Annotated in this window: 22 protein-coding genes; 12 read left to right on the forward strand and 10 right to left on the reverse strand. The window is 71.2% G+C overall.

Annotation, left to right across the window (positions count from 1 at the left end):
• Nucleotides 1-56 precede the first annotated feature (56 nt).
• From MQP27_RS39870 to MQP27_RS39880, 3 genes are all read right to left on the reverse strand, one after another.
• On the reverse strand, nucleotides 57-2,720 hold the full coding sequence (locus MQP27_RS39870) for a PAS domain S-box protein (RefSeq protein WP_242774895.1): 2,664 nt from the start codon (nucleotides 2,718-2,720) through the stop codon (nucleotides 57-59).
• 117 nt (nucleotides 2,721-2,837) lie between these two features.
• Nucleotides 2,838-3,332 (reverse strand): type 2 periplasmic-binding domain-containing protein, encoded by a 495-nt coding sequence (locus MQP27_RS39875; protein WP_242774663.1) that lies wholly within the window; start codon nucleotides 3,330-3,332, stop codon nucleotides 2,838-2,840.
• Between the two features lie 426 nt (nucleotides 3,333-3,758).
• On the reverse strand, nucleotides 3,759-5,114 hold the full coding sequence (locus MQP27_RS39880) for an ABC transporter substrate-binding protein (protein ID WP_242774666.1): 1,356 nt from the start codon (nucleotides 5,112-5,114) through the stop codon (nucleotides 3,759-3,761).
• 206 nt (nucleotides 5,115-5,320) lie between these two features.
• On the opposite strand from MQP27_RS39880, the gene MQP27_RS39885 reads away from it, so the two are divergent.
• The 4 genes from MQP27_RS39885 (at nucleotide 5,321) to MQP27_RS39900 (ending at nucleotide 9,024) form a co-directional block, all read left to right on the forward strand.
• A complete protein-coding gene (locus MQP27_RS39885) occupies nucleotides 5,321-5,695 on the forward strand; it encodes a response regulator (protein WP_242774669.1) in 375 nt (124 codons plus the stop codon).
• A gap of 211 nt (nucleotides 5,696-5,906) precedes the next feature.
• Nucleotides 5,907-6,860: a hypothetical protein gene (locus tag MQP27_RS39890; RefSeq protein ID WP_242774672.1), complete on the forward strand. Its 954-nt coding sequence runs from the start codon at nucleotides 5,907-5,909 to the stop codon at nucleotides 6,858-6,860.
• A 141-nt stretch (nucleotides 6,861-7,001) separates the two neighbouring features.
• Entirely contained in the window at nucleotides 7,002-8,048 is a 1,047-nt protein-coding gene (locus MQP27_RS39895; protein ID WP_242774675.1) for a LacI family DNA-binding transcriptional regulator, read from the forward strand.
• A gap of 64 nt (nucleotides 8,049-8,112) precedes the next feature.
• Nucleotides 8,113-9,024, forward strand: coding sequence for a carbohydrate kinase family protein (locus MQP27_RS39900; RefSeq protein WP_242774678.1), 912 nt, complete (start codon nucleotides 8,113-8,115; stop codon nucleotides 9,022-9,024).
• Nucleotides 9,025-9,056: 32 nt separating this feature from the next.
• Here the strand turns inward: MQP27_RS39900 and MQP27_RS39905 are convergent, their stop codons facing one another.
• Nucleotides 9,057-9,914, reverse strand: coding sequence for a helix-turn-helix domain-containing protein (locus tag MQP27_RS39905; RefSeq protein ID WP_242774681.1), 858 nt, complete (start codon nucleotides 9,912-9,914; stop codon nucleotides 9,057-9,059).
• A gap of 100 nt (nucleotides 9,915-10,014) precedes the next feature.
• Here MQP27_RS39905 and MQP27_RS39910 point away from each other — a divergent pair, with 100 nt between their 5' ends.
• Complete coding sequence (locus MQP27_RS39910; RefSeq protein ID WP_242774684.1) at nucleotides 10,015-10,602, forward strand: YceI family protein; 588 nt, start codon at nucleotides 10,015-10,017, stop codon at nucleotides 10,600-10,602.
• Nucleotides 10,603-10,686: 84 nt separating this feature from the next.
• Here the strand turns inward: MQP27_RS39910 and uvrA are convergent, their stop codons facing one another.
• Nucleotides 10,687-13,731: an excinuclease ABC subunit UvrA gene (gene uvrA, locus MQP27_RS39915; RefSeq protein ID WP_242774687.1), complete on the reverse strand. Its 3,045-nt coding sequence runs from the start codon at nucleotides 13,729-13,731 to the stop codon at nucleotides 10,687-10,689.
• Nucleotides 13,732-13,960: 229 nt separating this feature from the next.
• Here uvrA and MQP27_RS39920 point away from each other — a divergent pair, with 229 nt between their 5' ends.
• The 5 genes from MQP27_RS39920 to MQP27_RS39940 all read left to right on the forward strand — a co-directional run bounded on the left by MQP27_RS39920 (nucleotide 13,961) and on the right by MQP27_RS39940 (nucleotide 18,267).
• The gene (locus MQP27_RS39920) at nucleotides 13,961-14,647 is read left to right on the forward strand and encodes a maleylpyruvate isomerase family mycothiol-dependent enzyme (RefSeq protein WP_242774690.1); all 687 of its coding nucleotides are present in this window, start codon (nucleotides 13,961-13,963) and stop codon (nucleotides 14,645-14,647) included.
• A gap of 76 nt (nucleotides 14,648-14,723) precedes the next feature.
• On the forward strand, nucleotides 14,724-15,380 hold the full coding sequence (locus tag MQP27_RS39925; RefSeq protein ID WP_242774693.1) for an MBL fold metallo-hydrolase: 657 nt from the start codon (nucleotides 14,724-14,726) through the stop codon (nucleotides 15,378-15,380).
• Between the two features lie 339 nt (nucleotides 15,381-15,719).
• The gene (locus MQP27_RS39930) at nucleotides 15,720-16,604 is read left to right on the forward strand and encodes an ABC transporter substrate-binding protein (RefSeq protein ID WP_242774696.1); all 885 of its coding nucleotides are present in this window, start codon (nucleotides 15,720-15,722) and stop codon (nucleotides 16,602-16,604) included.
• Complete coding sequence (locus tag MQP27_RS39935) at nucleotides 16,601-17,518, forward strand: amino acid ABC transporter permease (RefSeq protein ID WP_242774699.1); 918 nt, start codon at nucleotides 16,601-16,603, stop codon at nucleotides 17,516-17,518. The genes MQP27_RS39930 and MQP27_RS39935 overlap by 4 nt, the downstream gene beginning before the upstream one ends.
• On the forward strand, nucleotides 17,515-18,267 hold the full coding sequence (locus tag MQP27_RS39940; RefSeq protein WP_242774702.1) for an amino acid ABC transporter ATP-binding protein: 753 nt from the start codon (nucleotides 17,515-17,517) through the stop codon (nucleotides 18,265-18,267). Before MQP27_RS39935 ends, MQP27_RS39940 begins: the two co-directional genes overlap by 4 nt.
• Nucleotides 18,268-18,292: 25 nt before the next feature.
• Here the strand turns inward: MQP27_RS39940 and aroQ are convergent, their stop codons facing one another.
• Nucleotides 18,293-18,766: a type II 3-dehydroquinate dehydratase gene (aroQ, locus tag MQP27_RS39945; RefSeq protein WP_242774705.1), complete on the reverse strand. Its 474-nt coding sequence runs from the start codon at nucleotides 18,764-18,766 to the stop codon at nucleotides 18,293-18,295.
• Nucleotides 18,767-18,851: 85 nt separating this feature from the next.
• Here aroQ and MQP27_RS39950 point away from each other — a divergent pair, with 85 nt between their 5' ends.
• Together MQP27_RS39950 and MQP27_RS39955 are read left to right on the forward strand one after the other, a co-directional pair.
• Complete coding sequence (locus MQP27_RS39950) at nucleotides 18,852-19,898, forward strand: S66 family peptidase (protein WP_242774709.1); 1,047 nt, start codon at nucleotides 18,852-18,854, stop codon at nucleotides 19,896-19,898.
• Nucleotides 19,899-19,960: 62 nt separating this feature from the next.
• Nucleotides 19,961-21,265, forward strand: coding sequence for an MFS transporter (locus tag MQP27_RS39955; RefSeq protein WP_242774712.1), 1,305 nt, complete (start codon nucleotides 19,961-19,963; stop codon nucleotides 21,263-21,265).
• Between the two features lie 29 nt (nucleotides 21,266-21,294).
• Here MQP27_RS39955 and MQP27_RS39960 read toward each other — a convergent pair whose 3' ends face one another.
• The 4 genes from MQP27_RS39960 to MQP27_RS39975 form a co-directional block, all read right to left on the reverse strand.
• Nucleotides 21,295-22,395: a calcium:cation antiporter gene (locus tag MQP27_RS39960; RefSeq protein WP_242774714.1), complete on the reverse strand. Its 1,101-nt coding sequence runs from the start codon at nucleotides 22,393-22,395 to the stop codon at nucleotides 21,295-21,297.
• Between the two features lie 61 nt (nucleotides 22,396-22,456).
• Nucleotides 22,457-22,771, reverse strand: coding sequence for a DUF1330 domain-containing protein (locus tag MQP27_RS39965; RefSeq protein WP_242774716.1), 315 nt, complete (start codon nucleotides 22,769-22,771; stop codon nucleotides 22,457-22,459).
• Between the two features lie 128 nt (nucleotides 22,772-22,899).
• Nucleotides 22,900-23,901 carry a TerC family protein gene (locus MQP27_RS39970; protein ID WP_242774719.1) on the reverse strand — a complete coding sequence of 334 codons (1,002 nt, stop codon included), beginning with the start codon at nucleotides 23,899-23,901 and terminating at the stop codon, nucleotides 22,900-22,902.
• Between the two features lie 228 nt (nucleotides 23,902-24,129).
• A complete protein-coding gene (locus MQP27_RS39975) occupies nucleotides 24,130-26,133 on the reverse strand; it encodes a TerD family protein (RefSeq protein WP_242774721.1) in 2,004 nt (667 codons plus the stop codon).
• Nucleotides 26,134-26,184: the final 51 nt, after the last annotated feature.

The raw sequence follows: 26,184 nt of genomic DNA on the forward strand, positions 1-26,184 counted from the left end.
CACCGAGTCCATGGCCCCCCGTCCTGGACGACTCCCCTCCGCGTACGCCCGGGCGGTCACACCTGCGTCGAGGGTCCGCCGCTCAGGGGCAGCCGCACCCGCATGGTCGTGCCCCGGCCGGCCGGGCTGCTGACGGTCAGCTTGCCGCCGATCGCCTCGACCCGGTCGATCAGGCCGATGAGGCCGGAGCCGCGTCCGGTCTCGGCGCCGCCGACGCCGTCGTCGGCGATGGTCAGCTCCAGTACGTCGTCACGGATCCCGGCGTCGACGCTCACCACGCGTGCGTGCGCGTGTTTGGCGGCGTTGGTGAGGCACTCGGAGGTGACGTAGTACGCGGCCACCTCCAGCTGCTCCGGGAAACGGGCGGCCGGCAGCCGCAGGTCGAGCTCCACGGGGACGGCGGAACGCCGGGCCAGGGAGCGCAGCGCGGGGCCCAGGCCGCCCTTGGACAGGATGGCCGGGTGGATGCCGCGGGCCACCTGGAGCAGGTCCTGGAAGGCGTCGTCGAGGCCCTTGCTCACATGGGCGATCTGCTCGGCGAGCTCGGAGGTCGGATCGGTGAGCATGGACTCGGCCAGCCGCAGGTCGAGTTGGAGCGCGACGAGCCGCTGCTGGACGCCGTCGTGCAGATCGCGCTCGATACGGCGCCGGGAGGCGTCCCCGGCGGCCACCACGCGCGCGCGTGAAGCGGTCAGCTGGTCGCGGCTGTCGGCGTTGGCGATGGCGGTCGCGACCAGCTCGGTGAAGTCGGCCAGCCGTGACTCGGTCCCCTCGGGCAGCGAGTCCAGCGCGGAGGCGGCGACGACGAAGCCCCACAGCCGGTCGTCCACGACGATGGGCGCGGCTGCGGCACGGCCGGCCCGGGCCGCCCGCCGGGTCCTGGCCACCTCCGTCAGCGCGGCGTGCGCCGCCGTCCGGCGCACCTCGCGCGTGGCCTCCTCGGGCTCCTGGGGGATCCAGTGCACGGTCCCCAGGACCGTGCGGCTGCCGTCGGGCTCGTTGCGCAGCACGGCCGCGTTGGTGCTCAGCAGGTCGCCGACCTCCCGTGCCACCTTGGAGAACACCTCGGAGGGCGGGGCGCCGTGTGCCACGAGGGTGGCGACTCGGCGCAGTGCGGCCTGTTCCTCGGCGGCGCGGCGCCGCTCGGTGACGTCGCGGGCGGCGGCGTAGATGAGCCCCTCCTCGAGGACGGGCCGGGCGCTCCACTGCAGCCAGCACTCGGTGCCGTCGGCGCGCAGATAGCGGTTCTCGAACTCGGCCAGTTCGACGCCGACCGCCAGCCGTTCGAGGGCCTCGCGGGTGCCGGCCCGGTCGTCCTCGTGCACGAACTCGATGTACGGCTTGGACAGAAGCGTTTCTCCCGAGTAGCCGAGGGTGCGCTCGAAGGCCGGGTTGACCCGCTTCAGATAGCCGTCGAGCCCCGAGATGCACAGCAGGTCGGGGGAGAGGTTGAAGATGCTCTCCAGTTCCCGTTCGGCCTTCCTGCGCCGCCCGTGCGCGGCCGCGAAGGACGCCATGGTGCCGTTCATGCCGCCCAGCAGCTGGGCCCAGGTGCCGAGGAAGGAGCCGACGTCGGCGCGGTGTCCGAGCCGGTTGTCGTCGATCGCGGTGTTCATGGAACGGATCTCGGCGGCCAGTCGTTCAGTGGTCACCCGCAGTGCGCGGAACGTGTCGGCGACGTCCCCGAGTTCGTCGCGTCCCGCGTACCGGATGTCGTACGACAGGTCGCCGTCCGACAGCGCCCGCGCGCCCGCGGAGACCTCGCTCAGCGGCCGGGTGATCGAGCGTCTCAGCGCCAGGGCGAGGACCGTGACGACGCCGAGGACGGTGAGCGAGAGGGCCAGGTCGCGCACCGTCCGGGTCCTCGCGGTGCTCAGGTCGTGGGCTGCTGTGCGGGCGAGTTCGCGCGCGGCCCGGTCCTGGACGGCGCGCAGGGACTGGATGCGCGCCCCGGAGGCGGTCAGCCAGCTGTCGTACGAGGGCCAGTGGGAGGTCTGCGGGTCGGCGGCGGTGAGCATGTCGCGGACCTTGCGGACGGCGCGGCCGGGCGCCTCGAACTGGGTGGTGTACACCTCGGCCCACAGCCGGTCGGAGGTGTTCTGCCGGAACTCCCGCAGCTGGGCCTCCTCCAGGGCGGGCCAGCGTCCGGCGGCGGCCACGCTGCGTTCGGCGGGTGCGTCGAGCAGGATGGCCACCTCGGCGCGCTCGCGTTCACCGGCCTCGATGGCCTCCAGGAGCGCGACATGGGCGTCGGCCGCGCGGCCCGCCGCCCTGGTGGGGCGCTCGGACTCCAGGGCGGCGACGGTGTCGAGCAGCTGGTCCTCGACCGACTGGTAGCGCTGCACGACGTCCGGGGCGCCGAGCGAGCCGGTGCCGGTCTCCACGCGCACGGCGTGCAGTTGACGGCTGACGGCGTCGAGTTTGCCGGAGACGTCGGAGTGCGGCCAGGAGGTGGCCCGGTCGGCAGCGCGCAGCAGCGTCCGGTCGGTGGCGCGCTCGGCGGCGGAGCGCTCGGTCAGGGCGGCCCTGCCGGGGTGCAGCCGGGCCAGTACGGCGGCGATGCGCTCGCGCGCGACGGCGTCGGAGACCTCTGTGGTCGCGAACGACACCCCGATCGCCTGGTGGAAGCGGTCCAGCGTGCGCGCCTCCTCCCCCTGCGCGGCGGCGCTGAACGCGGTGAAGACCAGCATGCCGGTCACCGGCAGCAGCACGAGCAGCATCAGCTTGCTGCCGACGCGGAGGCGGGCCAGGAAGGGGGTACGGCCTTGCGGGGAGCGGGACTTGGGCGTCGTGGGCCCTTGTCTTCGCGGGAGCGTGGGGCGGCGCACGGCCGGTCCTCAGCGGCCGGTGGGCGGGTAGTAACGGTGGGCCGCGAGGTCCTCGTCGATGGCCTCGACGGCCCGGTCGAGCTCGGCCCCGACCGGCGCACGGGCGAGGACGATCCGTTGCTGAGGCCGGGAGAAGGCGTCGGTGACGGCCGCGTGGGCGGGGGTGCCCGGCCGGGGGCGGGCGGTGCCGTTCTGCAGTTGCTCGGTGCGCATCCGCTCGGGGCCACTGACGGTGAACCGCCCGGTGCGGGTGATCGCCGAACGGGTCGCCGGTATCGCGCCGTTGACGTCCGTCATGCACACCACCTCGTCGGGGCTCGGGAGAAAGGCCGGGAGGGCCTGGACGGCGTCCGGGGCGGCGCTGGTCACGGGGATCGCCCACCGCCAGGAGCCCATGCCGGTGACGGTGCCGTGGCCGCTCCAGGAGATGAGACTGCGGCCGTTGTCGAAGGCCCGGTCGTCCTCGTCGGGGTCGACGGGGCCCGCCTCGGCCCGGTCCTGCATGGTCGTGAACGCCGCGAAGGCCCGCGGGCCGTTCAGGAAGCCGTCGGCAGTCCGGAAGTTCTGGGGATCGATGAGGTCACCTCCCGCCGGCCACTCCGCGGGCGCGAAGCCGTACGTGTTCCACTCCGAGCCGGCGTGGCGAACCGGAGGCCGAGGGTGAGCGGCGCCCGGTGTCCCGCCGTGCGGAGTTTCCTCAGGATGCCCGTGAACTCGTCGGCGGTCCAGGCGTCCCCGGTGCCCCTGGGGATGCGGATGCAGGCCTTCTTCAGCACCGACGGGCGGACGGACGGCCCGAGTCCGGAATCGAAGGTTCCGAGGCCGGACAACTCGCCCCGGCAGGTGCCCTGTTGGAGGACCGAGGGGAGCAGGCCGGCGTGCCGGGACGCGCCGAACCGTCGTACGGGGGTTCGCCGGGTGCCGCCGGGGTCATGAGCCCTTCCGCGGATAGCCGTCGTGGGCCGCGATGTCCTTGTCGATGGCCTTGACGGCCTCGTCGAGCGTGGCCCGCACCGGGGCGCCGTGCAGCATGATCTTCGCGAAGGCCCGACTGAAGGCGGAGGTGACCGCCGGGTAGGCGGGGGTCTGCGGGCGCGGACGCGCGGTGCCGTCGCGCAGCTGCTCGATGAAGAGGTGCTCGCCGCCGCCGGTGTCGAAGTTCGGCGACAGCTCCACGGCGCTGTCGGTGGCGGGGATGCCGCCGTTGGCGACGCTCATCCGGTGCACCTGCTGCGGCTTGAGGAGGTAGGCGAGGAAGCTCCAGACGGCGTCGCCGTCGGTGGCGCCGGAGGTGATGCCCCACTGCCAGGAGCCCATGCCGGTGACGGTGCCGTGCCCGAAGTCGGGCAGCGGCACGATCGCCACGTCGCCCGGGAACGCCTTGGTGTACTCCGGATACCGCCAGTGGCCGCTCCAGGAGATGACGCTACGGCCCTTGTCGAACGCCTTCTCGTCCTTGTCCGGGTCGATGTAGCCCGCCTTGCTCCAGCTCTGCATGACGGTGAGCGCCTTGACCGACGCCGGGCTGTTCAGGAAGCCGTCGGCGGTGCGGTAGGTCTTCGGATCGATGAGGTCGCCGCCCGCCGACCACACCGCGGGCGCGAAGCCGTACGTGTTCCACTCGTCGCCCGCCGCGACGTACACGAGCCCGATGTCGAGCGGCGTCCGGTACCCCAGCTTGCGGAGCTTGGCCAGGATGCCGGTGAGCTCCTCGGCGGTCCAGGCGTCCCCGGTGCCCTTGGGGACGCGGACGCCCGCCTTCTTCAGCACCGACGGCCGTACGTACAGCCCCATCCCGGAGTCGAAGGCGCCGACGCCCCACAACCGCCCGGCGTAGGTGCCCTGTTTGCGGACCGAGGGCAGGAGGTCGTCGCGGACGCTCTTCGGGACACAGGAGTCGATCGGCTTGAGCTTGCCGGACCAGGCGTAGCTGTAGAGGTTCGGGCCGTCGAAGTCGAGCAGGTCCGGCAGGTCGCCGCTGGCCGCGGCGGAGTCGACCAGGTCGGAGTAGGGCCGCTGCTCGGGGAGCTTGACGAGTTCGACGCGCACCTTGTTCTGCGCCTTGTTGAAGTCGGCGACCTGCTTGGCCAGGGTGTCGACCTCGGTCACCGGCCCCGAGTGGTACCACACCGAGACATGGGCGGTGCCGTCGATCCTGCCGTCGCAGGTCGTGTCGCCGTGCGCCTTCTGCGCCTTGCCGTCACCTCCCCCACCACCGCATCCGGCCAGCAACAGGGCGGTCACCGACAGCCCCGAGACCAGAATCCTGCTGAGCGACGCCTGCATAGCGACCCCCACTCGACCGGACGTTCGCGGCCATCCCCAGGGCGCGCTCATGCTACCGCCGGTGACGCGCCGCTGCGCGGGGTAACCGCGAACTCTCCGGTTCGGCACAGGCCTTCAGCACATTCCGGCTGGCGAGTACCGCACGGCCCGGACTCTTTCCGGCTAGCTGGAAAGCGCAATCAACCGCCGATTGGGACGCTGTCCGCATGTCCATGCGCTGTCTTCTCGTCGATGACAGCATCCGGTTCCTGGAGGCCGCACGTACCCTGCTCGAACGCGACGGCATACCTGTCGTCGGCATGGCCTCGACGGGTGCGGAGGCGCTCGCGCGGGCGGCCGAACTGGCCCCCGACATCGTCCTGGTGGACCTCGACCTCGACGGCGAGAGCGGTTTCGACGTCGCGGCCGAACTGGCCGGCCGGGTCGCCTCCGTCATCATCCTGATCTCCACACACTCCCTCGACGACTTCCAGGAGCTGGTCGCCGCCAGTCCGGCCCGCGGTTTCCTGCACAAGTCCGACCTGTCCGCACGGGCCATCAGGGAGGTGCTCGGCAACGACGGTACGGCCGCGCCGACTTGAGCCCGCCGATCGGGTCTCGGCCAGGAGTACGGGACTGTTGGGCACCAGGTGTTGTCGGGACTTGGTCAACACGCTTCAATGCGGGGGAACTCGGGGCCGTGAACGACGGCGTACGGATGTGAAGACGCCCCGGCGCCGACGGGGTGGCCCCGGAACCCAGCGCGAAGCCGGCCCGACCAGCCGTAGCGAGCATTCACAGAAAGGCCCCTGCATGCCGCACGTCACACAGCACGCGGACGTCGCCGTCGTCACCGCGGAACTGGACTCGGCCCTGCGAGGCGGCCCCTTCCATGTCGCGCTGCGCGCCGCCATCGCCGCCCGCGGACTGCCGCTGCAGCGCGTGCAGCACCATCTGTCCCGCTACGGCGTCAAGGTCGGGGTCACCAGCCTGAGTTACTGGCAGCAGGGCGCCCGACGCCCGCAGCGCCCCGAGTCGCTGCGGGCCGTACGCGCGCTGGAGGAGATCCTGCAGCTGCCGGAGGAGTCCCTGATCCGGCTGCTCGCCGAGGCCGACGAGGACTCCTCGGGGCAGCGGCCCGCGGCCCGCTCCTACCGCTCCCTGGTGCAGGCCTCCGACGTCCTCGACCGGATGCTGACCGAACTGAACCTGCCACCGGACGGCGGGCTGCACACCCTCGGCCACCACGAGCGGGTACGGATAGGCGCGCGCCGTGAGCTGGCGGGGCGCGAGTCGCACCACATCGTGCGCGCCCACAAGGACGGCATCGACCGCTTCGTGGCCGTCCACCACGGCGACCCGGAGTGCGCGCCGGAACGGATGCGGGTGCACGCCCTGGAGAACTGCCGCACGGGACGTGTGCGCGTGCACCACGACAGCGGTGTCCTCGTGGCCGAGCTGCTCTTCGACACCCGGCTGCGGGCCGGCGACACCTTCCTCTTCCGCTACGGCGTCGAGGACGGCACCGCCGGTGTCTCGCGCGAGTACGTCCGCGGATTCGGCCCGGCGGGCGGACAGTACGCGCTCCAGGTCCACTTCGACGAACGCGCCCTCCCCGTCCGCTGCCACCGCTTCGCCCAGCACTCCCCGGCGGCCCCCCGCAGCGGCCGCCAGGAACTCCCCCTCAGCAACCACCACCGCTCGGTCCACCTCGTCGAACCAAGAGTGCGGACAGGGGTTGTGGGGATCGGGTGGGACTGGGAGTGAGCGTGGGGTGAGGGCGGTTCCGCCCGGGTTGGTCCGGTGGGTCTGGTCCCCGAAAGACGTAAACGCTTGCGCAAGCGTTTACGCGCGAGTTCGGATGGGATAGCTTCCCGCCCGAGGGTCCGCGTCGGAGAGGGGGACGGGATGGCCACCATGGCCGACGTCGCGCGGAGCGCCGGGGTGTCCGTGGCGACCGTCTCGCACGTCGTGAACGACACCCGCCCCGTCCTCCCCCGCACCCGCCAGGCCGTCCTGGACGCGATAGACCGCCTCGGCTACACCCCGAACACCCTCGCCCGCTCCCTGGTGACCTCCCGGACCCGCTCCATAGGGCTCGCGGTGTCGGCGATCAGCAACCCGTACTTCACGGAGATCCTCCAGGGCGTCGAGGCCGGCGCCCTGGAACACGGCTACAGCCTCCTCATCGCCGACCCGCACGACGACCCCGACCACGAGCGCAAGGTCGTCCAACTGCTGCACGAGCGCCGGGTGGACGGCATGATCGTCGCCCCCTCCGCCGACCCGCGCGAACTCCTCGCCTACCTCGGCCGCCACGAGGTCCCGACCGTCTTCCTCGACCGGGTCGTCGATGCCCCGGCGGACAGCGCCGCGCTCCGCTACGACCAGGTCTGCGCCGAGAGCACCGAGCCGACCGCCCGGCTCGTCACCCACCTCGCCGGACTCGGCCACCGCCGCATCGCCCTCGTCGCCGGTCTGCCCGGGCTCAGCACCACCCGCGAACGCATCGCCGGCTACCGGCACGGCCTGGCCGCCGCCGGCCTCGGGCACGACGAACGCCTTGTGGTGCACGGCGACTCCGAGTCGGCCGGCGCCGAACGGGCCACCGCCGCCCTGCTCTCCCTCCCCGCCCCGCCCACCGCCCTCGTCACCGCCAACAACACGATGACCATCGGCACCCTGCGCGCCCTGCGCGACCGCGGCCTGTCCGTCCCCGACGACATCGCCCTGTGCTGCTTCGACGACTTCGCCTGGGCCGACCTGTTCACACCCCGACTCACCGCGATCGCCCAGCCCAGCAGGGAGATCGGTGCCCAGGCGGTACGGGTCCTCCTGGACCGCCTCGCCGAACCGGACCGCCCCGGCCGCACGGTACGGCTCCCCTGCACGTTCGTGCACCGGACATCGTGCGGGTGCCCGGAGGGGCGTCAACAGCCCCAGAAGGTCGAGTAGTTCAAGCAGCCCCAGTGGACCCAGTGGTCCCAGTAGTCCGAGCAGTTCATGAAAGGAACGTCCCGTGATCGTCGTCGCCGGTGAGGCCCTGATCGACCTGGTACCGCAGGGCACGGGTGCCCTCGCGGGGCTGCAGCCGGCGCTCGGCGGCGGCCCGTACAACACCGCCGTGGCCCTCGGCCGCCTCGGCTCCCCCACCGCCTTCTGCTCCCGCACCTCGCGGGACGCCTTCGGCGAGGCCCTGCTCGACGGGCTGCGCCGGGCCGGCGTGGACGTCTCCGCCGTGCAGCGCGGCGCGGAGCCGACCACACTCGCGGTCGCCACCCTCGACGGGAACGGCTCGGCCTCCTACTCCTTCTACGTCGACGGCACCGCCGACCGGCTGTTCACCGCCCCCGAGGCGCTCCCCGCCGGGACCCGAGCGGTGTCCTTCGGCACCTGCTCGCTCGTCCTGGAACCGGGGGCGACGGCCTACGAGAGCCTGCTGCGAGCCGCTGCCGCCCAGGACGTGTTCACCGCGCTCGACCCCAACATCCGCGCGGGCCTGATCCCGGACGCGGACGCCTACCGGGCCCGGTTCAAGAGCTGGCTGCCCTCGGTGTCGCTGCTCAAGCTCTCCGAGGAGGACGCCCACTGGCTGGGCGGCACCCCGCGCGACTGGCTGGCCGCCGGCCCCGCGGCCGTCGTGATCACCCACGGCGGCGACGGTCTCACCGCCTTCACCCGGGGCGGGGCCGTGTATCCCGTGCCGGGCGAGAAGGTCGACGTGGTCGACACGATCGGCGCCGGCGACACGGTGAACGCGGCCCTGCTGCACGGCCTGTCCACCCGGGACGCCCTGTCCCCGGAGGCGCTCCTCGACCTGGGCAAGGACGGCTGGGCCCGCCTGCTGCGGTTCGCGGCACGCGCGGCGGCGATCACGTGTTCCCGCGCGGGGGCCGAGCCGCCGTACGCCTCCGAAGTGGGCGAGGTGTAGGGGCGGTTCGCCTCACTGCGGCGCCGGGTCCGTCAGCCGCTCACCGCGCGCAGCGCTCCCGGCCGACGCCCGTTGAGACGGTCGAGGGCCGTGGCCGTGGCCTCGTCGGCCGGGATGTGCACGACCAGCCGCTGGCCCTCGTCGGGCAGGGCGAGCGTCTCGTACGACAGGCGCAGGCGCCCCGCCTCCGGGTGGTCGACGAGCTCGGTGCCGGAGCGGGCGGGCAGGGCCGGGACGGCGGCGAGCCGCTCGCTGAACGGCGCCCCCGCCACCGCCGTCAACTCCTCGGCCAGCGCGGCGACATGGGGCTCGTACAGCGAGGCCTCGTGACGCAGGTGGGCGATCTGCTCGTCGGCCAGTCGGTCCCAGTCCGGGTACACGGTGTGTGCCCGGTCGTCGGTGAACAGGTACCGCACGATGTTGGGCGGGTCGCCGTCGAGCAGGCCCAGCGGGCGTGCGTAGCGCTCGTATCCCCCGGTGTACGCCACGAGGTCGCCGATCCAGTTGAGCAGGACGGCCGGTGCGGGCTCCAGGCGGTCGAGGAGTGCCCGGACGGTCGGTCGTACCGTGCGGACCGGCGCGGTGGCGGCCGACTGGCAGAGGACCTTGTCCTCACCGTGCGCCTTGGCCAGCCGGCGCAGCAGTATGTTGTCCGTCGTCGACAGCCGCAGGGCGTCGCCGAGCGCGATGAGCACCTGGGGTGAGGGATTGCGGTCACGCCCCTGTTCGAGCCGGGTGAGGTACTCGACGCTGATGCCGGCGAGGGTGGCCAGCTCGGCGCGGCGCAGCCCGGGTGTGCGGCGACGGGAGCCTGTGGGCAGGCCCACTTCCGCGGGGGTGACGGCTTCGCGGCGGGTGCGCAGGAAGGTGCCCAACTCGTTGTCGCTCACCGCTTGAACGTACAACGCGTGCCGTCGCGGAGGGTGCCCCTGTCACTACCACTCTTCACCCGGCCTCCCTCCCCCGGCACGGGACTCGCAGGGTGGGGACATGACTTACGACAACCCCGCGAACTCCGCCGCCGCTTCCGTCGCCGCTCTGCCGCTCGTGCCCGGCGAGTGGGAGCTCGACCCGCTGCACTCGGCCGTCAACTTCACCGTCCGGCACCTCGGGATCGCCAAGGTGCGCGGCCGGTTCACCGAGTTCAAGGCCGAGCTGTTCGTCGGCGGGACGGCCGACGAGGTGCGGGTGAGTGCCGAGATCGCGCTCGCCTCCATCGACACCGGGAACTCCGACCGGGACGCGCACACCCGCTCGCCCGAACTGCTCGACGTGGAGAAGCGGCCGACGATGTCCTTCCGCTCCACGCGCGTGTCCGGGCAGGGCGAGGACTGGTCGATGGAAGGGGACCTGACCATCGGGGACGTGACCCGCCCGGTCACGCTCGCCGTCGAGTTCGGCGGGGCCGTGGACTCCCCTGTGGATCAGAGGAAGCACGCCGGGTTCGAGGCGACGGGTGAGATCCGGCGCAGCGACTACCGGCTGGACTTCGGAGCCGGGTTTCTCGGTGATGTTGTCAAGGTTCATCTGGACATGCAGTTCGTGGAACCCGTCGGACCGCAGGGCCAGGGTGGCTGATGGTGGAACGAGCGGCGCCCCGCGGGGAGTTCCCGCGGGGCGCCGCATTTTTCTGGATTTGTTCGGCCGCGTTGCTCGTGCGCCTCAGGCCTTCCGTGCCCGCGTCGTCCTCTTCGCGGGGGTCGTCTTCTTCGTGGCCGCAGCCGCCTTCTTCGCGGCCGTGTTGTTGGCGGCCCTGGCCGTCGTGGTCTTGGCCGTCGCCGTCTTCTTCGCCGTCGACTTGGCCGCGACCGTCTTCCTGGCCGGCGTCTTGCGCGGGGCCTTCACCGAGGCCGCGTCGCTGATCCGGTCGGCGCCGAGGATCTCCCGCAGGAACTTGCCGGTGTGGCTGGCCGGAACCCCGGCGACCTCCTCCGGCGTGCCCTCGGCCACGACGAGTCCGCCGCCCGCGCCGCCCTCGGGGCCCATGTCGACGACCCAGTCGGCGGTCTTGATCACGTCGAGGTTGTGCTCGATGACGATGACCGTGTTGCCCTTGTCGACCAGTCCGGACAGCACCTTCAGCAGCTTGCTGATGTCCTCGAAGTGCAGACCCGTGGTGGGCTCGTCCAGGACGTACACCGTACGGCCGGTGGAGCGCTTCTGCAGTTCGCTGGCGAGCTTGACGCGCTGCGCCTCACCGCCGGACAGGGTGGTCGCCGACTGGCCGAGACGGACGTAGCCGAGGCCGACGTCGTTGAGCGTCTTGAGGTGGCGGTTGATCGCCGGGACGGCCTCGAAGAAGTTCATGGCCTCTTCGATGGGCATGTTCAGGACCTCGGCGATGGACTTGCCCTTGTAGTGGACCTCCAGGGTCTCCCGGTTGTACCGGGCGCCGTGGCAGACCTCACACGGGACGTAGACGTCCGGGAGGAAGTTCATCTCGATCTTGATGGTGCCGTCGCCCGCGCAGTTCTCGCAGCGGCCACCCTTGACGTTGAAGGAGAAGCGGCCGGGCAGATAGCCGCGGACCTTCGCCTCGGTGGTCTCGGCGAACAGCTTGCGGACGTGGTCGAAGACGCCGGTGTACGTCGCCGGGTTGGAGCGCGGGGTGCGGCCGATGGGCGACTGGTCGACGTGCACGACCTTGTCGACGAGGTCGTCGCCGTCCACGCGCGTGTGCCGGCCGGGCACGCTCCTCGCGCCGTTCAGCTCGCGGGCCAGGTGCGTGTACAGGATGTCGTTGACCAGGGTCGACTTGCCGGAGCCGGACACGCCCGTGACGGCCGTGAACACGCCCAGCGGGAAGGACACGTCGATGTCCTGGAGGTTGTTCTCGCGGGCGCCGTGCACGGTGAGCCGGCGGGTCGGGTCCTGCGGGCGCCGGATGTCGGGCAGCGGGATCGACTTCTTGCCGGACAGGTACTGACCGGTCTGCGACTCGGCGTTGGCGAGCAGCTCCTTCAGGGAGCCGCTGTGCACGACCTTGCCGCCGTGCTCGCCCGCGCCGGGGCCGATGTCGACGACCCAGTCGGCGACCTTGATGGTGTCCTCGTCGTGCTCGACGACGATGAGCGTGTTGCCCATGTCGCGCAGGCGGACCAGGGTCTCGATCAGCCGATGGTTGTCGCGCTGGTGCAGGCCGATGGACGGCTCGTCGAGGACGTACAGGACGCCGACGAGTCCGGAGCCGATCTGGGTGGCCAGGCGGATGCGCTGGGCCTCGCCGCCGGAGAGCGTGCCGGCCGCGCGGTTGAGCGAGAGGTAGTCCAGGCCGACGTCGACCAGGAAGCGCAGCCGCTCGTTGACCTCCTTCAGCACGCGCTCGGCGATCTTCTTGTCGCGGGCGTTGAGCCTCAGCTCGCCCAGGAAGTCCGCGCAGTCGCTGATGGACATCGCGGAGACCTCGGCGATCGACTTCTCCATGATCGTGACCGCGAGGACGATCGGCTTCAGGCGCGTGCCCTCACAGGTGGGGCAGGGCACCTCGCGCATGTAGCCCTCGAAGCGCTCGCGGCTGGAGTCGCTCTCGGCCTCGCTGTGCCGGCGCTTCACGAAGGGGACGGCACCTTCGAAGGGCGTCGTGTACACGCGCTCGCGCCCGTACCGGTTGCGGTAGCGGACCTCGATCTGCGTCTTGTGGCCGTAGAGCAGGGCCTTCTTGGCGCGCTGCGGCAGGCCCGCGAAGGGGATGTCCGTCCGGAATCCCAACGCGTCCGCGAGGGCTCCGATCAGACGGCCGAAGTAGTCCTTGGTGTGCCCGTGCGACCAGGGGTGGATGGCGCCTTCGTCGAGGGACTTGTCCTCGTCCGGGACGATCAGTTCGGGGTCGACCTCCATGCGCGTGCCGATGCCGGTGCAGTCGGGGCAGGCGCCGAAGGGCGAGTTGAAGGAGAAGGAGCGAGGCTCCAGCTCCTCGAAGGACAGGTCGTCGTACGGGCAGTACAGATGCTCCGAGAACATGCGCTCGCGCTCTGGGTCGTCCTCCGGGAGGTCGACGAAGTCGAGTACGACCATGCCTCCGGACAGCCCGAGCGCGGTCTCCACGGAGTCGGTGAGGCGGCGCTTGGCGGAGTCCTTCACCGTGAGGCGGTCGACGACCACCTCGATGGTGTGCTTCTCCTGCTTCTTCAGGGTGGGCGGGTTGGAGAGCTGGACGGTCTCGCCGTCCACCCGCGCGCGGCTGTAGCCCTTGGTCTGGAGATCGGCGAAGAGGTCGACGAACTCGCCCTTGCGCTCGCGCACCAGCGGCGACAGCACCTGGAAGCGGCTCCCCTCCGGCAGCTCCAGGACCCGGTCGACGATGGCCTGCGGCGACTGGCGCGAGATCGGGCGGCCGCACTGGGGGCAGTGCGGCTTGCCGATGCGCGCGAAGAGCAGACGCAGGTAGTCGTAGACCTCGGTGATGGTGCCGACCGTGGAGCGCGGGTTGCGCGAGGTCGACTTCTGGTCGATGGAGACGGCGGGCGACAGACCCTCGATGAAGTCGACGTCCGGCTTGTCCATCTGGCCGAGGAACTGGCGGGCGTACGAGGAGAGCGACTCCACGTAGCGCCGCTGACCCTCGGCGAAAATGGTGTCGAAGGCCAGCGAGGACTTGCCCGACCCCGACAGGCCCGTGAAGACGATGAGCGAGTCGCGCGGCAGGTCGAGCGAGACATTCTTCAGATTGTGCTCGCGCGCGCCACGGACGATGAGACGGTCGGCCACGCCGGTCCGCACCTTTCTTGGCTTGAGAGGAGTGACAGGGGCGAGGCCCCCGTGCTTTCTCAGACTAGGGGGAGCCACTGACAACGCCGGTCGGATTCCCGGGACGCATAACAATCCCCGGCGGTCCAGCATGCCCGACGCCGCTTCCGACCATATAGCACGCGCATTCGATTTACGGCACAGCTTCACCACCTTCACCCAAAGGTGTGGCGGAGCTAGGGTCAGCACCATGATTGATCACGGTCATGACCTGGCGTCTGTACGCGACGCGACGGAACGGCTGCTCACCGCAGCGGTCAAACTGGACAACGCGTCGGTGGCCGAGCCGTCACGGCTGCCGGGCTGGACCCGCGGCCACGTCCTCGCCCACCTCGCCCGCAACGCGGACGCCCTCGTGAACGTTCTCGAGGGCCGTCCCATGTACGCCCCCGGCGACGCCCGCGACGCCGACATCGCGCGGGACGCCCCGCGCCCCCTCGACATCCAGGTCGCCGACCTGCGCGAGAGCGCCGCCCGCTTCCAGGCGGCAGGGGCCGCGCCGGCGGACTGGTCGCGGACGGTGGAGCTGCGCAACGGCATCACCGACTCCGCGTCCAGGGTGCCGTTCCGGCGATGGGTCGAGGTGGAGCTGCACCATGTCGACCTCGGGATCGGATACGAGCTGGAGGACCTGCCGGCGGAATTCCGGGAGCGGGAGATCGACTTCCTCGCGGAGCGCTTCTCGGGCCACCCGGACGTGGCGCCCACGCGTCTGACGGACGGCACGCGCGCGTGGCGGACGGGCCGGGAGGCCGACGCACCGGAGATCACCGTGACCGGCCCGTCCGCCGAGTTGCTCGGCTGGCTCGCCGGGCGGCGCGACGGCTCCGCACTGAGCGTGGCGGGCGGCCCGCTTCCGCAGCTACCGCCGCTCTAGTACGCCGGTCCCCGCAGTGGTCCGGGGGCGCACGCGGACGATTGCCGGGCCGCGGTCCCGCTATAGGCTGACCGCCATGACGTACAGCGGACAGGTGACGGTCGGCGGCCCGGCGGACGTGCACGAGCTCAAGGACCTGATGATCACCAAGATCGCGGTCGGCCCGATGGACAACAACGCCTATCTGCTGCGCTGCCGGGCCACCGACGAGCAGTTGCTGATCGACGCGGCCAACGACGCGGACACCCTGGTCGGGATGATCGGCGAGGACGGTGTCGCCTCCGTCGTCACCACGCACCAGCACGGCGACCACTGGCAGGCGCTCGCCCATGTCGTCGCGGCCACCGGCGCCCGTACGTACGCAGGCCGCGAGGACGCCCCCGGCATCCCCGTGCCGACCGACGTCCTCGTCGACGACGGCGACGTCATCCGGGTGGGGCGCGTGGAGCTCACCGCGCGCCACCTCGTCGGGCACACGCCGGGGTCGATCGCCCTCGTCTACGACGACCCGCACGGTCATCCCCATGTGTTCACCGGGGACTGCCTATTTCCCGGGGGCGTCGGCAACACCTGGAAGGATCCGAAGGCGTTCGCCAGTCTGATCCACGACGTCGAGACGAAGATCTTCGACGTGCTCCCGGACGAGACCTGGGTCTACCCGGGCCACGGCAACGACACGACGCTGGGCGCGGAGCGGCCGCAGCTGCCGGAGTGGCACGCGCGCGGGTGGTGAACGCCGGCGCGCATCGCATCGCCACGCGCCCCGTGTGAACGGTTCACACGCGCCGGTGCCGTGCGCGCGCTCGCGGCGCACCTTGTTGCGCAGTCAACTGGAAGCAGCCCCGCACAGGATGACGGCTCCTGCGCGGTACGGGCCGCCGGTCTTTCGATCCCCGCCCTCGGCCGGCGGCCCCGGCGTCCTGCCCGGAAGCGGTCAAGGTGTTCTGTCCGGAAACAGTTCACGGGCCTCTGTCCGGAAAGTGTTCACAGGACTGCAACACGGGTTCCCAGTATGCGGACAATTGCGGTCGTGACCTCGACAAACAGGACGTCCGACTGCCACTCTCCCGCCATGCACCTCGCCCCTCGCGCACTGCGCCGCGCCGTCGCCGCGGCCACCCTAGCCCTGCTCGCCACGGCCGTCGGCTGCGCGCCGCAGCCCGAGGACAAGGCGTCCGACCAGGCGTCCGGTTCGACCGGGAACACCTGTGCCAAGGGCAAGTTGGCCACCCACACCTCCGGCAAGCTGACGATCGCCACCGACGAGCCGGCGTACGAGCCCTGGTTCAAGGACGACAAGCCGGCCAACGGCCAGGGCTTCGAGTCGGCGGTCGCCTATGCCGTGGCGAAGCAGCTCGGCTACGACAAGAGCGCCGTCGTCTGGCAGAGCGTGCCCTTCAACAAGGCCTTCGCGCCCGGTGTGAAGACCTTCGACTTCGACATCAACCAGGTGTCCATCAGCGCCGAACGCAAGAAGGCCGTCGACTTCTCGTCCGGCTACTACGACGTGCGCCAGGCCGTCGTCGCGCTCAAGGGCAGCAAGGCCGCCAAGGCGACGAGTGTCGCGGACCTGAAGGGCCTGAAGCTCGGCGCCCAGGTGGGCACGACGAGCCTCAACTACATCAGCGACGTGGTGAAGCCGTCGCAGGAGGCGGCCGCGTTTTCCAAGAACGACCAGGCCGTCTCCGCGCTCAAGAACGGTCAGGTGGACGCCATCGTCGTCGACCTGCCGACGGCCTTCTACATCACCTCGGCCCAGGTGACGAACGCCGAGGTCGTCGGCCAGTTCGAGAACCAGGGTGGTACGCCCGAGCAGTTCGGGCTCGTCCTGGACAAGGGCAGCGACCTCACCTCGTGCGTGTCCTCGGCCGTGGACGCCCTGCGCAAGGACGGCACCCTGGCGAAGCTGGAGAAGCAGTGGCTCTCCGACGCCGTCGACGCCCCGGTGCTCAAGTGACGCTCGTGAAGGACGATTCCGGCCGGGAGAGCGAGGACGACAAGGGCGACATGCCCGGCGGGGGCGACGCGTACGTCCCCTCGCAGCGGCGCCTGGACCGCGAACGGTACAAGCGCGCACGCGCGCGTAGAGCGACCGCGATCGCCGCCCTGTCGACCCTGATCACGGCCGTCGTCCTGTATGTCGTCGTGGTCAGCGCGCCGGGCTGGGAGCGCACCAAGGAGACGTTCTTCGACGCGCACTACGCGCGCGAGGCGCTCCCCAAGGTCCTAGAAGGGCTGTGGCTGAACGTCCGGCTGCTGCTGATCTGCGGTGTCCTGGTGCTGGTCCTGGGCATGCTGATCGCCATCGCCCGCACCCTGCCCGGACCGGTGTTCTTCCCCCTGCGGGCGCTTGCGGCCGCCTACACGGACTTCTTCCGCGGGCTGCCGCTCATCATCAACCTGATGATCGTGGTCTTCGGTGTGCCCGCGCTGCGGCTGCAGGGCGTGACCGTGGATCCGGTGTGGCTCGGCGGTACGGCGCTGACCCTGACGTACTCGGCCTACGTCGCCGAGGTGTTCCGCGCCGGCATCGAGTCCGTCCATCCCTCGCAGCGCGCCGCGGCCCGCTCGCTGGGGCTGACCAACCGGCAGGCCCTGCGCCATGTGGTGCTCCCCCAGGCGGTGCGCCGACAGGTGCCGCCCCTCCTGAACGACCTGGTGTCCCTCCAGAAGGACACGGGCCTGGTGTCGATCGGCGGCGCGGTGGACGCCGTGCGCGCGGCCGACATCATCGCCCAGCGCAGCCTGAACTACACGCCGTACATCGTCGCGGGCCTGGTCTTCGTGGCGCTGACCATCCCGATGACCCGCTTCACGGACTGGGTGACGGCCCGGATGGACCGCCGGCGCGCCCAGGGAGGTGCGATATGAGCGACGTGCCCGTGCTGCGCATGGAGTCCGTGCGCAAGACCTTCGGCGACTCGGTCGTGCTGCGGGACGTCGACCTGGAGGTCGCCCCGCACACGGTGACCGCCCTGATCGGCGCCTCCGGTTCCGGCAAGTCGACGCTGCTGCGGTGCGCCAACCTGCTGGAGGAGATCGACGACGGCGCGATCTGGCTGGACGGCGAGGAGATCACCGACCCGCGCGTCGACCAGGACGCGGTACGGCGTCGTATCGGCGTGGTCTTCCAGGCGTACAACCTCTTCCCGCACATGACCGTCCTGGAGAACATCACCCTCGCCCCGCGGCGGGTGCACGGGGTGTCCCGGGAAGAGGCCGAGCAGCGTGGCAGGGAGCTGCTGGAGCGGCTCGGGCTGGGCGGGAAGGCCGGCGAGTACCCGGACCGGCTCAGTGGCGGCCAGCAGCAGCGTGTGGCGATCGTGCGCGCTCTCGCCGTACGTCCCCGGCTGCTGCTGCTCGACGAGGTCACCGCCGCCCTCGATCCGGAGCTCGTCGGCGAGGTCCTCAACGTCGTGCGCGACCTCAAGGAGGACGGCATGACCATGGTGCTGGCCACGCACGAGATGGGCTTCGCTCGGGACGTCGCCGACCAGGTTTGCTTTCTGGACTCGGGGGTCGTGCTGGAGCGCGGAACGGCCGAGCAGGTCTTCGGCGACCCGCAGCGGGAACGCACACAGCGGTTCCTGCGGCGGATCGTGGAGGCGGGACGGCTGTAAGAGTCGCCCGCCTGGTCAGCGGCCCTTACGTGTCGGCCTGTGCCGCTCCCGCGAGCGCAGCCACCCGCTCGACTCCGAACACGTACCCCTGCACCCCGCATCCCGCGATGACACCGTCGGCGCGCAGGGAGACGTAGGAGTGGTGCCGGAAGGACTCACGCCGGTGGATGTTGGAGATGTGGACCTCCAGGACGGGCAGCCCGTCGCAGGTGTTGAGTGCGTCCAGAATCGCGACCGACGTGTGCGAGTAGGCGCCGGGATTGATCACGATGCCGCAGTGGTTCAGCCGCGCCTCGTGGATCCAGTCGACCAGTTCGCCCTCGTGGTTGGACTGGCGGAAGTCGACCGTGCCGCCGTGCGCGGCCGCCGCCTTGGCGCACAGGGCCTCGACGTCGGCCAGCGTGTCCTTGCCGTAGATCTCCGGCTGGCGCTGGCCCAGCAGGTTCAGGTTGGGCCCGTTGAGGATCATGATCGGGGCGTTGGCCAGGGTGCGGGGCACGGTTCCTCCGGTCCGGTGAAGGTGGGCAGCTCAGCCCCGGTTTATCACGATGCGCCGACCGCGGTGCGGCCCGTACCCTCCCCGCATGACGACGATCGCGTACCCGCCCAAGCCCGCTCCCGGCGACCGCGTTGCCGTCGTCTCGCCGTCCGCCGGGCTTCCCGGGCTCTTTCCGCGCCCCTTTGAACTCGGCCTGGAGCGGCTGCGGAAGGAGTACGGGCTCGAACCGGTCGAGTATCCGGCGACGCGCAGGATGGGCTCGACGCCGCAGGAGCGCGCCGACGACATCCACGCCGCGTTCGCCGACCCGGACGTCAAGGCGGTGTTCGCGTCGATCGGCGGCGACGACCAGATCACCGTACTGCCGCTGCTGGACCGGGAGTTGATCCGGGCGAACCCGAAGCCGTTCTTCGGGATGAGCGACAACACGAACCTGCTCGCCTTCCTGTACACCACCGGAATCGTCGGCTACCACGGCGGGAACGTGATGTCGGCGCTCGGGCGGCCCGCGGCCATGGACCCGCTGACCGCCGCATCCCTCCAGGCCGCGCTGTTCACCTCCGGCGAGTACGACCTCGCGCCCGCCGAGCGCTGGAGCGACGTCGACCGCGACTGGGCCGACCCCGCGACCTTCGACGCCGAGCCGGAGACCCGGCCCGGCACCGGCTGGACCTGGGAGAACGCCGACCGAGTGGTGGAGGGCCGCAGTTGGGGCGGCTGCCTGGAGATCCTCGGCTGGCTGCTGATGGCCGGCCGCGAGATCGCACACGACCCGAGCGCGTACGACGGCGGAGTGCTGCTCCTGGAGACCTCCGAGGAACTGCCCGGCCCCGCCGAGGTCTTCCGCACCCTGCGCAACATGGGCGAACGCGGTCTCCTGCAGCGCTTCTCCGCACTGCTGATGGGCCGCCCCAAGACCTGGTCCTTCGACCACCCCAACGGCCCCGAGGAGGCGGCCCGTTACGCCGCCGAGCAGCGCGAGGCCGTAAGGCGGGCCATGCGCATATACGCCCCCACCACCCCGATCGTCTTCGACGTGGACTTCGGCCACACCGATCCACAACTCGTCATCCCTTACGGCGGTCTCGTCCGCGTCGACGGTCCCGCCCGGCGCATCACCGTCACGTACTGACGCCGCCCCGGCGCGCCCGCGCGCCCCCGTAACCCACGGTCACCGTGGGTAGTTGACGCGGCATGCACGACGTACGCACCGTAAGGGCACCCTCCATGCTGCGGCTCGCGGCGGCCTCGCTCGCCGGGACGGCCATCGAGTTCTACGACTTCTTCGTCTACGGGACCGCGGCCGCGCTGGTCCTCGGACCGTTGTTCTTCCCGACGTTCTCGCCCCTGGCCGGGACGCTGGCGGCGTTCGCGACCTTCGGGGTGGGGTTCGTGGCGCGGCCGTTGGGGTCGGTGCTGTTCGGGCACATCGGGGACCGACGCGGGCGGCGGCCGGTCCTCGTCGCCTCGCTGCTGCTGACCGGCGCCTCGACGGTCGCGGTCGGCTGTGTGCCGACGTACGACACGATCGGTGTGACGGCGCCGCTGCTGCTTCTGGTCCTGCGGTTTCTGCAGGGGCTGGGGCTCGGCGGGGAGTGGGGCGGGGCCGTACTGCTGACCGCGGAACACGCGCCGGCCGAGCGGCGGGCCCTGTGGTCGAGCTTCCCGCAGGTCGGACCCGCGCTCGGGTTTCTGCTCGCCAACGGGGTGATGCTGGCGCTGTCGGCATCACTGTCCGACGCGCAGTTCGCCGCTTGGGGATGGCGGGTGCCGTTCTGGACGGCCGGGGCGCTGGCCGCGGTGGGGCTGTGGCTCAGGTCGTCGCTCGCCGAGAGCCCCAGCTTCCTCGAGATCGACGACCACGCGCGCGTGCCGCTCGCGGAGGTGGTGCGCGACCACTGGCGGCTCGTCCTGCTGACGGCCGGGGCCCTGGCGGTCGGGTACGCGATCTTCTACGCCGTCACGACCTGGTCCCTCGCCTACGGGACGGAACGGCTGGGGGTGAGCCGTACCGTCATGCTGACCTGCATCATGGCCGCCGTCGTGGTGAAGGGCGCGCTCACACCACTGGCGGCGCTGCTCGGGGACCGTTACGGGCGGCGCCCGATGTGTCTGGCCGGATGCGCGGCCGCCGTCCTGTGGATGTTCCCGACGGTCGCGCTGCTCGCCACCGGACGGCCGCTGCCGATGTTCCTCGGCTTCCTGGGCGCGCTGCTCGCGTTCGTCGCGATGTTCGGGGTGATCGCCGCGTATCTGCCCGAGCTGTACGAGCCCCGGGTGCGCTGCACGGGGGCCGCAGTCGGCTACAACCTCGGCGGGGTGCTCGGCGGCGCGCTGACGCCGATCGCGGCGACGGCGCTGGCCGAGCACGGCGGCCGGGTGCCGTGGGGTGTGGGCGCGTATCTGACGGGGATCGCGCTGCTGAGCCTGGGGTGCTTCGCGCTGCTGCCCGAGACGCGGCCGGTGCCGGTGGGGGCGGTGGAGCCGGCCGCCGGGTGAGGCGGTACCGGAGTGGAGGCACGTTTCTGCTACGGGTTGATCGCCAGCTCCAAGTACGCCGCGAACAGCACCAGATGGACGCCTCCCTGCAGCGGCGTGGCCCGGCCCGGGACCACCGTCAGCGAGCTGACGACCACGGTCAGGGCGAGCAGCACCATGTGCGTCGAGCCGAGGCCGAGGACGAGCGGACCGGAGAGCCAGACGGAGGCCAGGGCGACCGCGGGGATGGTCAGGCCGATGCTGGCCATGGCCGAGCCGAGCGCGAGGTTCAGGCTGGTCTGGACCCGGTCGCGGCGGGCGGAGCGCAGGGCGGCGATGGTCTCGGGGAGCAGCACCAGCAGGGCGATGATCACGCCGACGACGGCGTGGTGCAGTCCGGCGGCCTCGACGCCGGACTCGATGGTGGGCGAGACGCCCTTGGCCAGGCCGACCACTCCGATCAGCGCCAGGCCGAGCAGGCCCAGGCTGATCCAGGCGGTGCGGGCGGAGGGCGCGTCGGCGTGGTCGTCCGCGGTGATCACATCGCCCTGGCGGGTGATGGGCAGGAAGTAGTCGCGGTGCCGCACGGTCTGGGTCGCGACGAACAGGCCGTACAGGATCAGGGACGAGATCGCGGCGAAGGTGAGCTGTACGCCGGAGAACTCCGGGCCCGGCTTGCTGGTGGTGAACGTCGGCAGGACCAGGCTGAGGGTGGCCAGGGTGGCGACGGTCGCGAGGGCGGCCCCGGTGCCCTCGGGGTTGAAGATCGCGGTGCCGTGGCGCAGGGAGGCGACGAGCAGGCAGATGCCGACGATGCCGTTGCAGGTGATCATCACGGCGGCGAAGACCGTGTCCCGGGCCAGGGTCGAGCCCTTGTCGCCACCGTCGGCCATCAGGGTGACGATCAGGGCGACCTCGATGACCGTGACGGCGACCGCGAGCACGAGGGAGCCGAACGGCTCGCCGACCCGGTGGGCCACCACCTCGGCGTGGTGAACGGCGGCCAGTACGGCTCCCGCGAGGACCAGCGTCACCAGCGCGACGACCGCGCCCGGCAGATGCCGCCCCCAGGTGAAGGCCAACAGGACGACCGCCAGTACCGGCACGAGTAGCGTCCACCGGGCGGTGAGCGACCTGAGCCGAGCGATCATGACGCGATCCTCGCAGAGGGGCGCAGGTCCCGCATTCCGGCTTTGCGGGGCCCGACGCACGTCACTTGAACTCGGTCATCCCTTCCAGGTCGCAGTCGGTGAAGGACGGCGGCCGGGTACACAGCGCGGCCATCCGCTGCGCGAACTCGGTGGTCTCGGGTGCGTCGTTGTTGGCCATGGCCTCCTCGTAGGAGTTGAACTCGATCACCACGAGGTAGCGGTTCGGCTGATTGCGGTCCTTGAGAAGGAGGCGGTGCGTGGGACCGCCGCTGCGGCCCGCGAATCGCTCCTCCGTCTCCTCGGCCAGCTTGCGCATCTCTTCGATGCGGTCGGTCTCGAAGTCGATGATCTGCACGAATTTGGTGGGTGCGGTCACGGGATCCTCCGCCCGGTCGTGGCTCTCCCGGGGCGGGAGCGCTCAGCACCCAACGAAGCACCGGGAGCGGTCGTCGGCAATTCATCCTGGGGCGCTCCCGGTGCTGGTTGTTCCTACGTCTGTCGTGGTCAGGCCTGGATGCTGTCCTTCGGAGCGCCTTCGCTCGACGCCTGCGCCGCCTCCTGGGCCGCCTGCTTCCTCGACGCCCGGAGGCTGGTGATCGTGGTGACGATCAGGACCGAGCAGATGACACCGAGGGAGACCGGGATGGAGATCTCCGGGACGTGGACGCCGGACTCGTGCAGCGCGTGCAGCACCAGCTTGACGCCGATGAAGCCGAGGATGATCGACAGGCCGTAGCTGAGGTGGACCAGCTTCTTGAGCAGGCCGCCGATGAGGAAGTACAGCTGGCGCAGGCCCATCAGGGCGAAGGCGTTCGCCGTGAAGACGATGTACGGGTCCTGGGTCAGGCCGAAGATCGCGGGGATGGAGTCGAGCGCGAACAGGACGTCGGTGGTGCCGATCGCGAGCATCACGACGAGCATCGGGGTCATGACCCGCTTGCCGTTCTGCTGGATCCACAGCTTGGTGCCGTGGTAGCGGTCGGCGACACCGAACCTGCGCTCGGCGGCCTTGAGTAGCTTGTTCTCCTCGAATTCCTCGTCGTCCTCGTCGGACCGGGCCTCCTGGATGAGCTTCCAGGCGGTCCAGATGAGGAAGGCGCCGAAGATGTAGAAGACCCACGCGAAGCTGGCGAGGATGGCGGCGCCCGCGGCGATGAAGACCGCCCGCAGGACCAGGGCTATGAGGACACCGACGAGCAGCACCCGCTGCTGGTACTGCGAGGGCACCGCGAACTTCGCCATGATCAGGACGAAGACGAAGAGGTTGTCGACGCTGAGCGACTTCTCGGTGATGAAGCCCGCGAAGAACTCGCCGCCGGCCTGGCCGCCGCCGAAGACGAGCAGACCGAGTCCGAAGAGTCCGGCGAGGGCGATCCAGACGACCGTCCAGATTCCGGCTTCCTTGATGGACACGTCGTGCGGCTTGCGGCCGATGAAGAAGTCGACCGCGATGAGGGCCGCCAGGCCCACGATGGTCAGGACCCAGAGGGTCGGGGAAACATCCATGTGCGCCTCCGGCATTACGTAACGGCAGATGACCAGCGTCGTCGCGCTGCCGGAGGTCTCTTCCACCCACGGTGGGCCGACGCCCCGGGATCGGATCCGATCCGTATTGACGGGTACGCCGCAGTCGACAGGGAGTACTCCCCTCCGTGCCGGAAACGATACCCCAATCACCAAGGAAAGGTAAAGTGATTGGCAAAGAAAGAATCAAATCAGCTGTTCAGGGGTGCTTTACGTGTACTTGGTGCGGGCCGCGGCCACCAAGGTGAGCACCTGCTGGAGCACCTGGCTGCCGGGCGGCACCAACGCCGACTCGTACGTCCAGGCATGGCCGACCCACGGGTCGGCCAGGTGGTCGTCGGGCAGCGGGGTCAGTCGCAGCAGCGAACGCCACAGGGGGTCGAGCAAAGGCCCGTAGGCCGAGGCCTCCTCGCGGTCCGCGACCATCATCAGGTGGACGCCGACGGCCGGGCCCTCGTCGGCGAGGTAGCGCAGCTGGTTCACGGCCCGGTCGTCGAAGCCGTGCGGGAAGTCGTTGACGATCAGCAGCTGCTGGGCCGTGTCGAAGCCGGGCGGGAGCGAGTCGGCCGCGCCGCCGCGCAGCGCCATCTGCACCAGGTCGACGCGCTGGGTGAGCCGGGTCAGGACGTCCGTCACCCCGGCGGCGCCCAGGGCGGGCGGGCCCGCGAGCACTCCGGACCGCACCAGCGGCGCGAGGGCCTGCGCGCCCGAGCCGGCCGGGTCGACGACGTGCACGGTGAACTCGCCCGCCGGATAGACCGCGAGCAGCCGGGCGGCCAGCGCCACAGCCGTGGTCATCGCGAGATGGCCGAGCGCGTGGGCGTCGGCGTACGACTCGTCGAAGGACCCCGAGCTGCCGCTGTCGATCCACAGACCGCGCTCCAGCGGCAGCCGCACCAGCATCGGGATGCGCAGCAGCTCGCTCTCGGGCAGGTAGAGGTCGCCCAGGCGCACGGCCATGGGGATCTCCATGGGTACGCGGTAGGCGTGCCACACGGGGTTGTCCCAGCGCGCGTACGCGGGCGGCAGCGCGGGCTCCACGACCTCGGCCTCGGCGGTGAGCTGGGCGAGGTCCCGGTCGAGGGCGGCCCTGGCCTGGTCGACGAGGTCCGCGTGCTTCGTGCGGGCGGCCTCGCGCGCCGCGTCGCCCGACCCGCCGATCCTGTTGCGCGGGTCGGACAGGGCCTGGTCGAGCTCCTTCTCCATCCGCGAGTCGGCGAAGTCGACGGCGCTGCGGTACGCGGCGGTGGTGCGGGCCAGGTCCTCGAACATGCCCCAGACCTGGTTGTAGAGCCGCTCGTCCATGGACCAGCCGGTCGCGTCGCCCGCGACGGGCTGCGCGGGCTGTCCGGGCGGGGCCGGGGGCGCGGTCGGCGGGGGCGGCGGCGGAGCGGCGGTCTGCCGGCCCGGATGGGTGTAGTTCACCGGCCCGCCCGCGGCGGGCGCGGACGGCTGGGTGACGGCGGAGGGGTCCGAGGATCCCGTGGGGTATCCGGGCTGTGCGCCCTGCGGGTGGTACGGGGACGAGGAATGCGGGGGTACGGGACCGGGGGCGCCCTGCGGCGCGGGGCCGGCCTGGTCGGGGCCGGGCGCGGGGGCGGCCGTCTGGCGGGTGCGGTCGCCGTCGGCCGTGCGCTGTGGCGCCGGTACCGAGCGGGCCAGGCCGCGGGCCACCGCGTCGTGGATGCCGCCCGCGAGGTGGTGGGCCTCGGGCAGACCCTGGTCGGCGAAGAGCTCGGCGAGGCCGCCGGAGTAGCCCTGGCCGACGGCGCGCACCTTCCAGGCGCCCTGGCGGCGGTAGAGCTCCAGGGCGACAACGGCCGACTCGGCGTCCAGGCCGGTGATCGTGTAGCTGGCCACCTCGGAGCCGTCCAGGCCGGTGACCGCGACGAAGGGGGCGGCGACGGCGCCGAAGCGGGGCGGGCCGCCCACGGCCGCCGTGGGCAGGGCGAGCAGCACGCTGACGCGGTGCACGGCCTCCGGCATGGCGGCCAGGTCCACCGCGAGCCGGTGGTCGGCGGCCGCCTGCCGGGAGACCTCCAGGCCCGGCAGGGTGGGTGCGCCGGGGTGGGCCACCCATTCCACGCCGCGGGCCTTGCCGTTCTCGTCGCCGAGCGTGGCCGAGGCCACGATCGGTGTGCCGGCCGAGATCCGGATCTCCAGACGGACCTGGGAGAGCGGGTGGTTCTGTCCCCGCACCAGCTCGGCCGTCATCGCCCTCGTCCCCCTGTGTCGCTGGTGTGTCGTGTCGTGTGCGGCCCTGGG

It is taken from the genome of Streptomyces cylindrosporus (genome assembly GCF_022698165.1).
GTDB lineage: Bacteria > Actinomycetota > Actinomycetes > Streptomycetales > Streptomycetaceae > Streptomyces > Streptomyces cylindrosporus.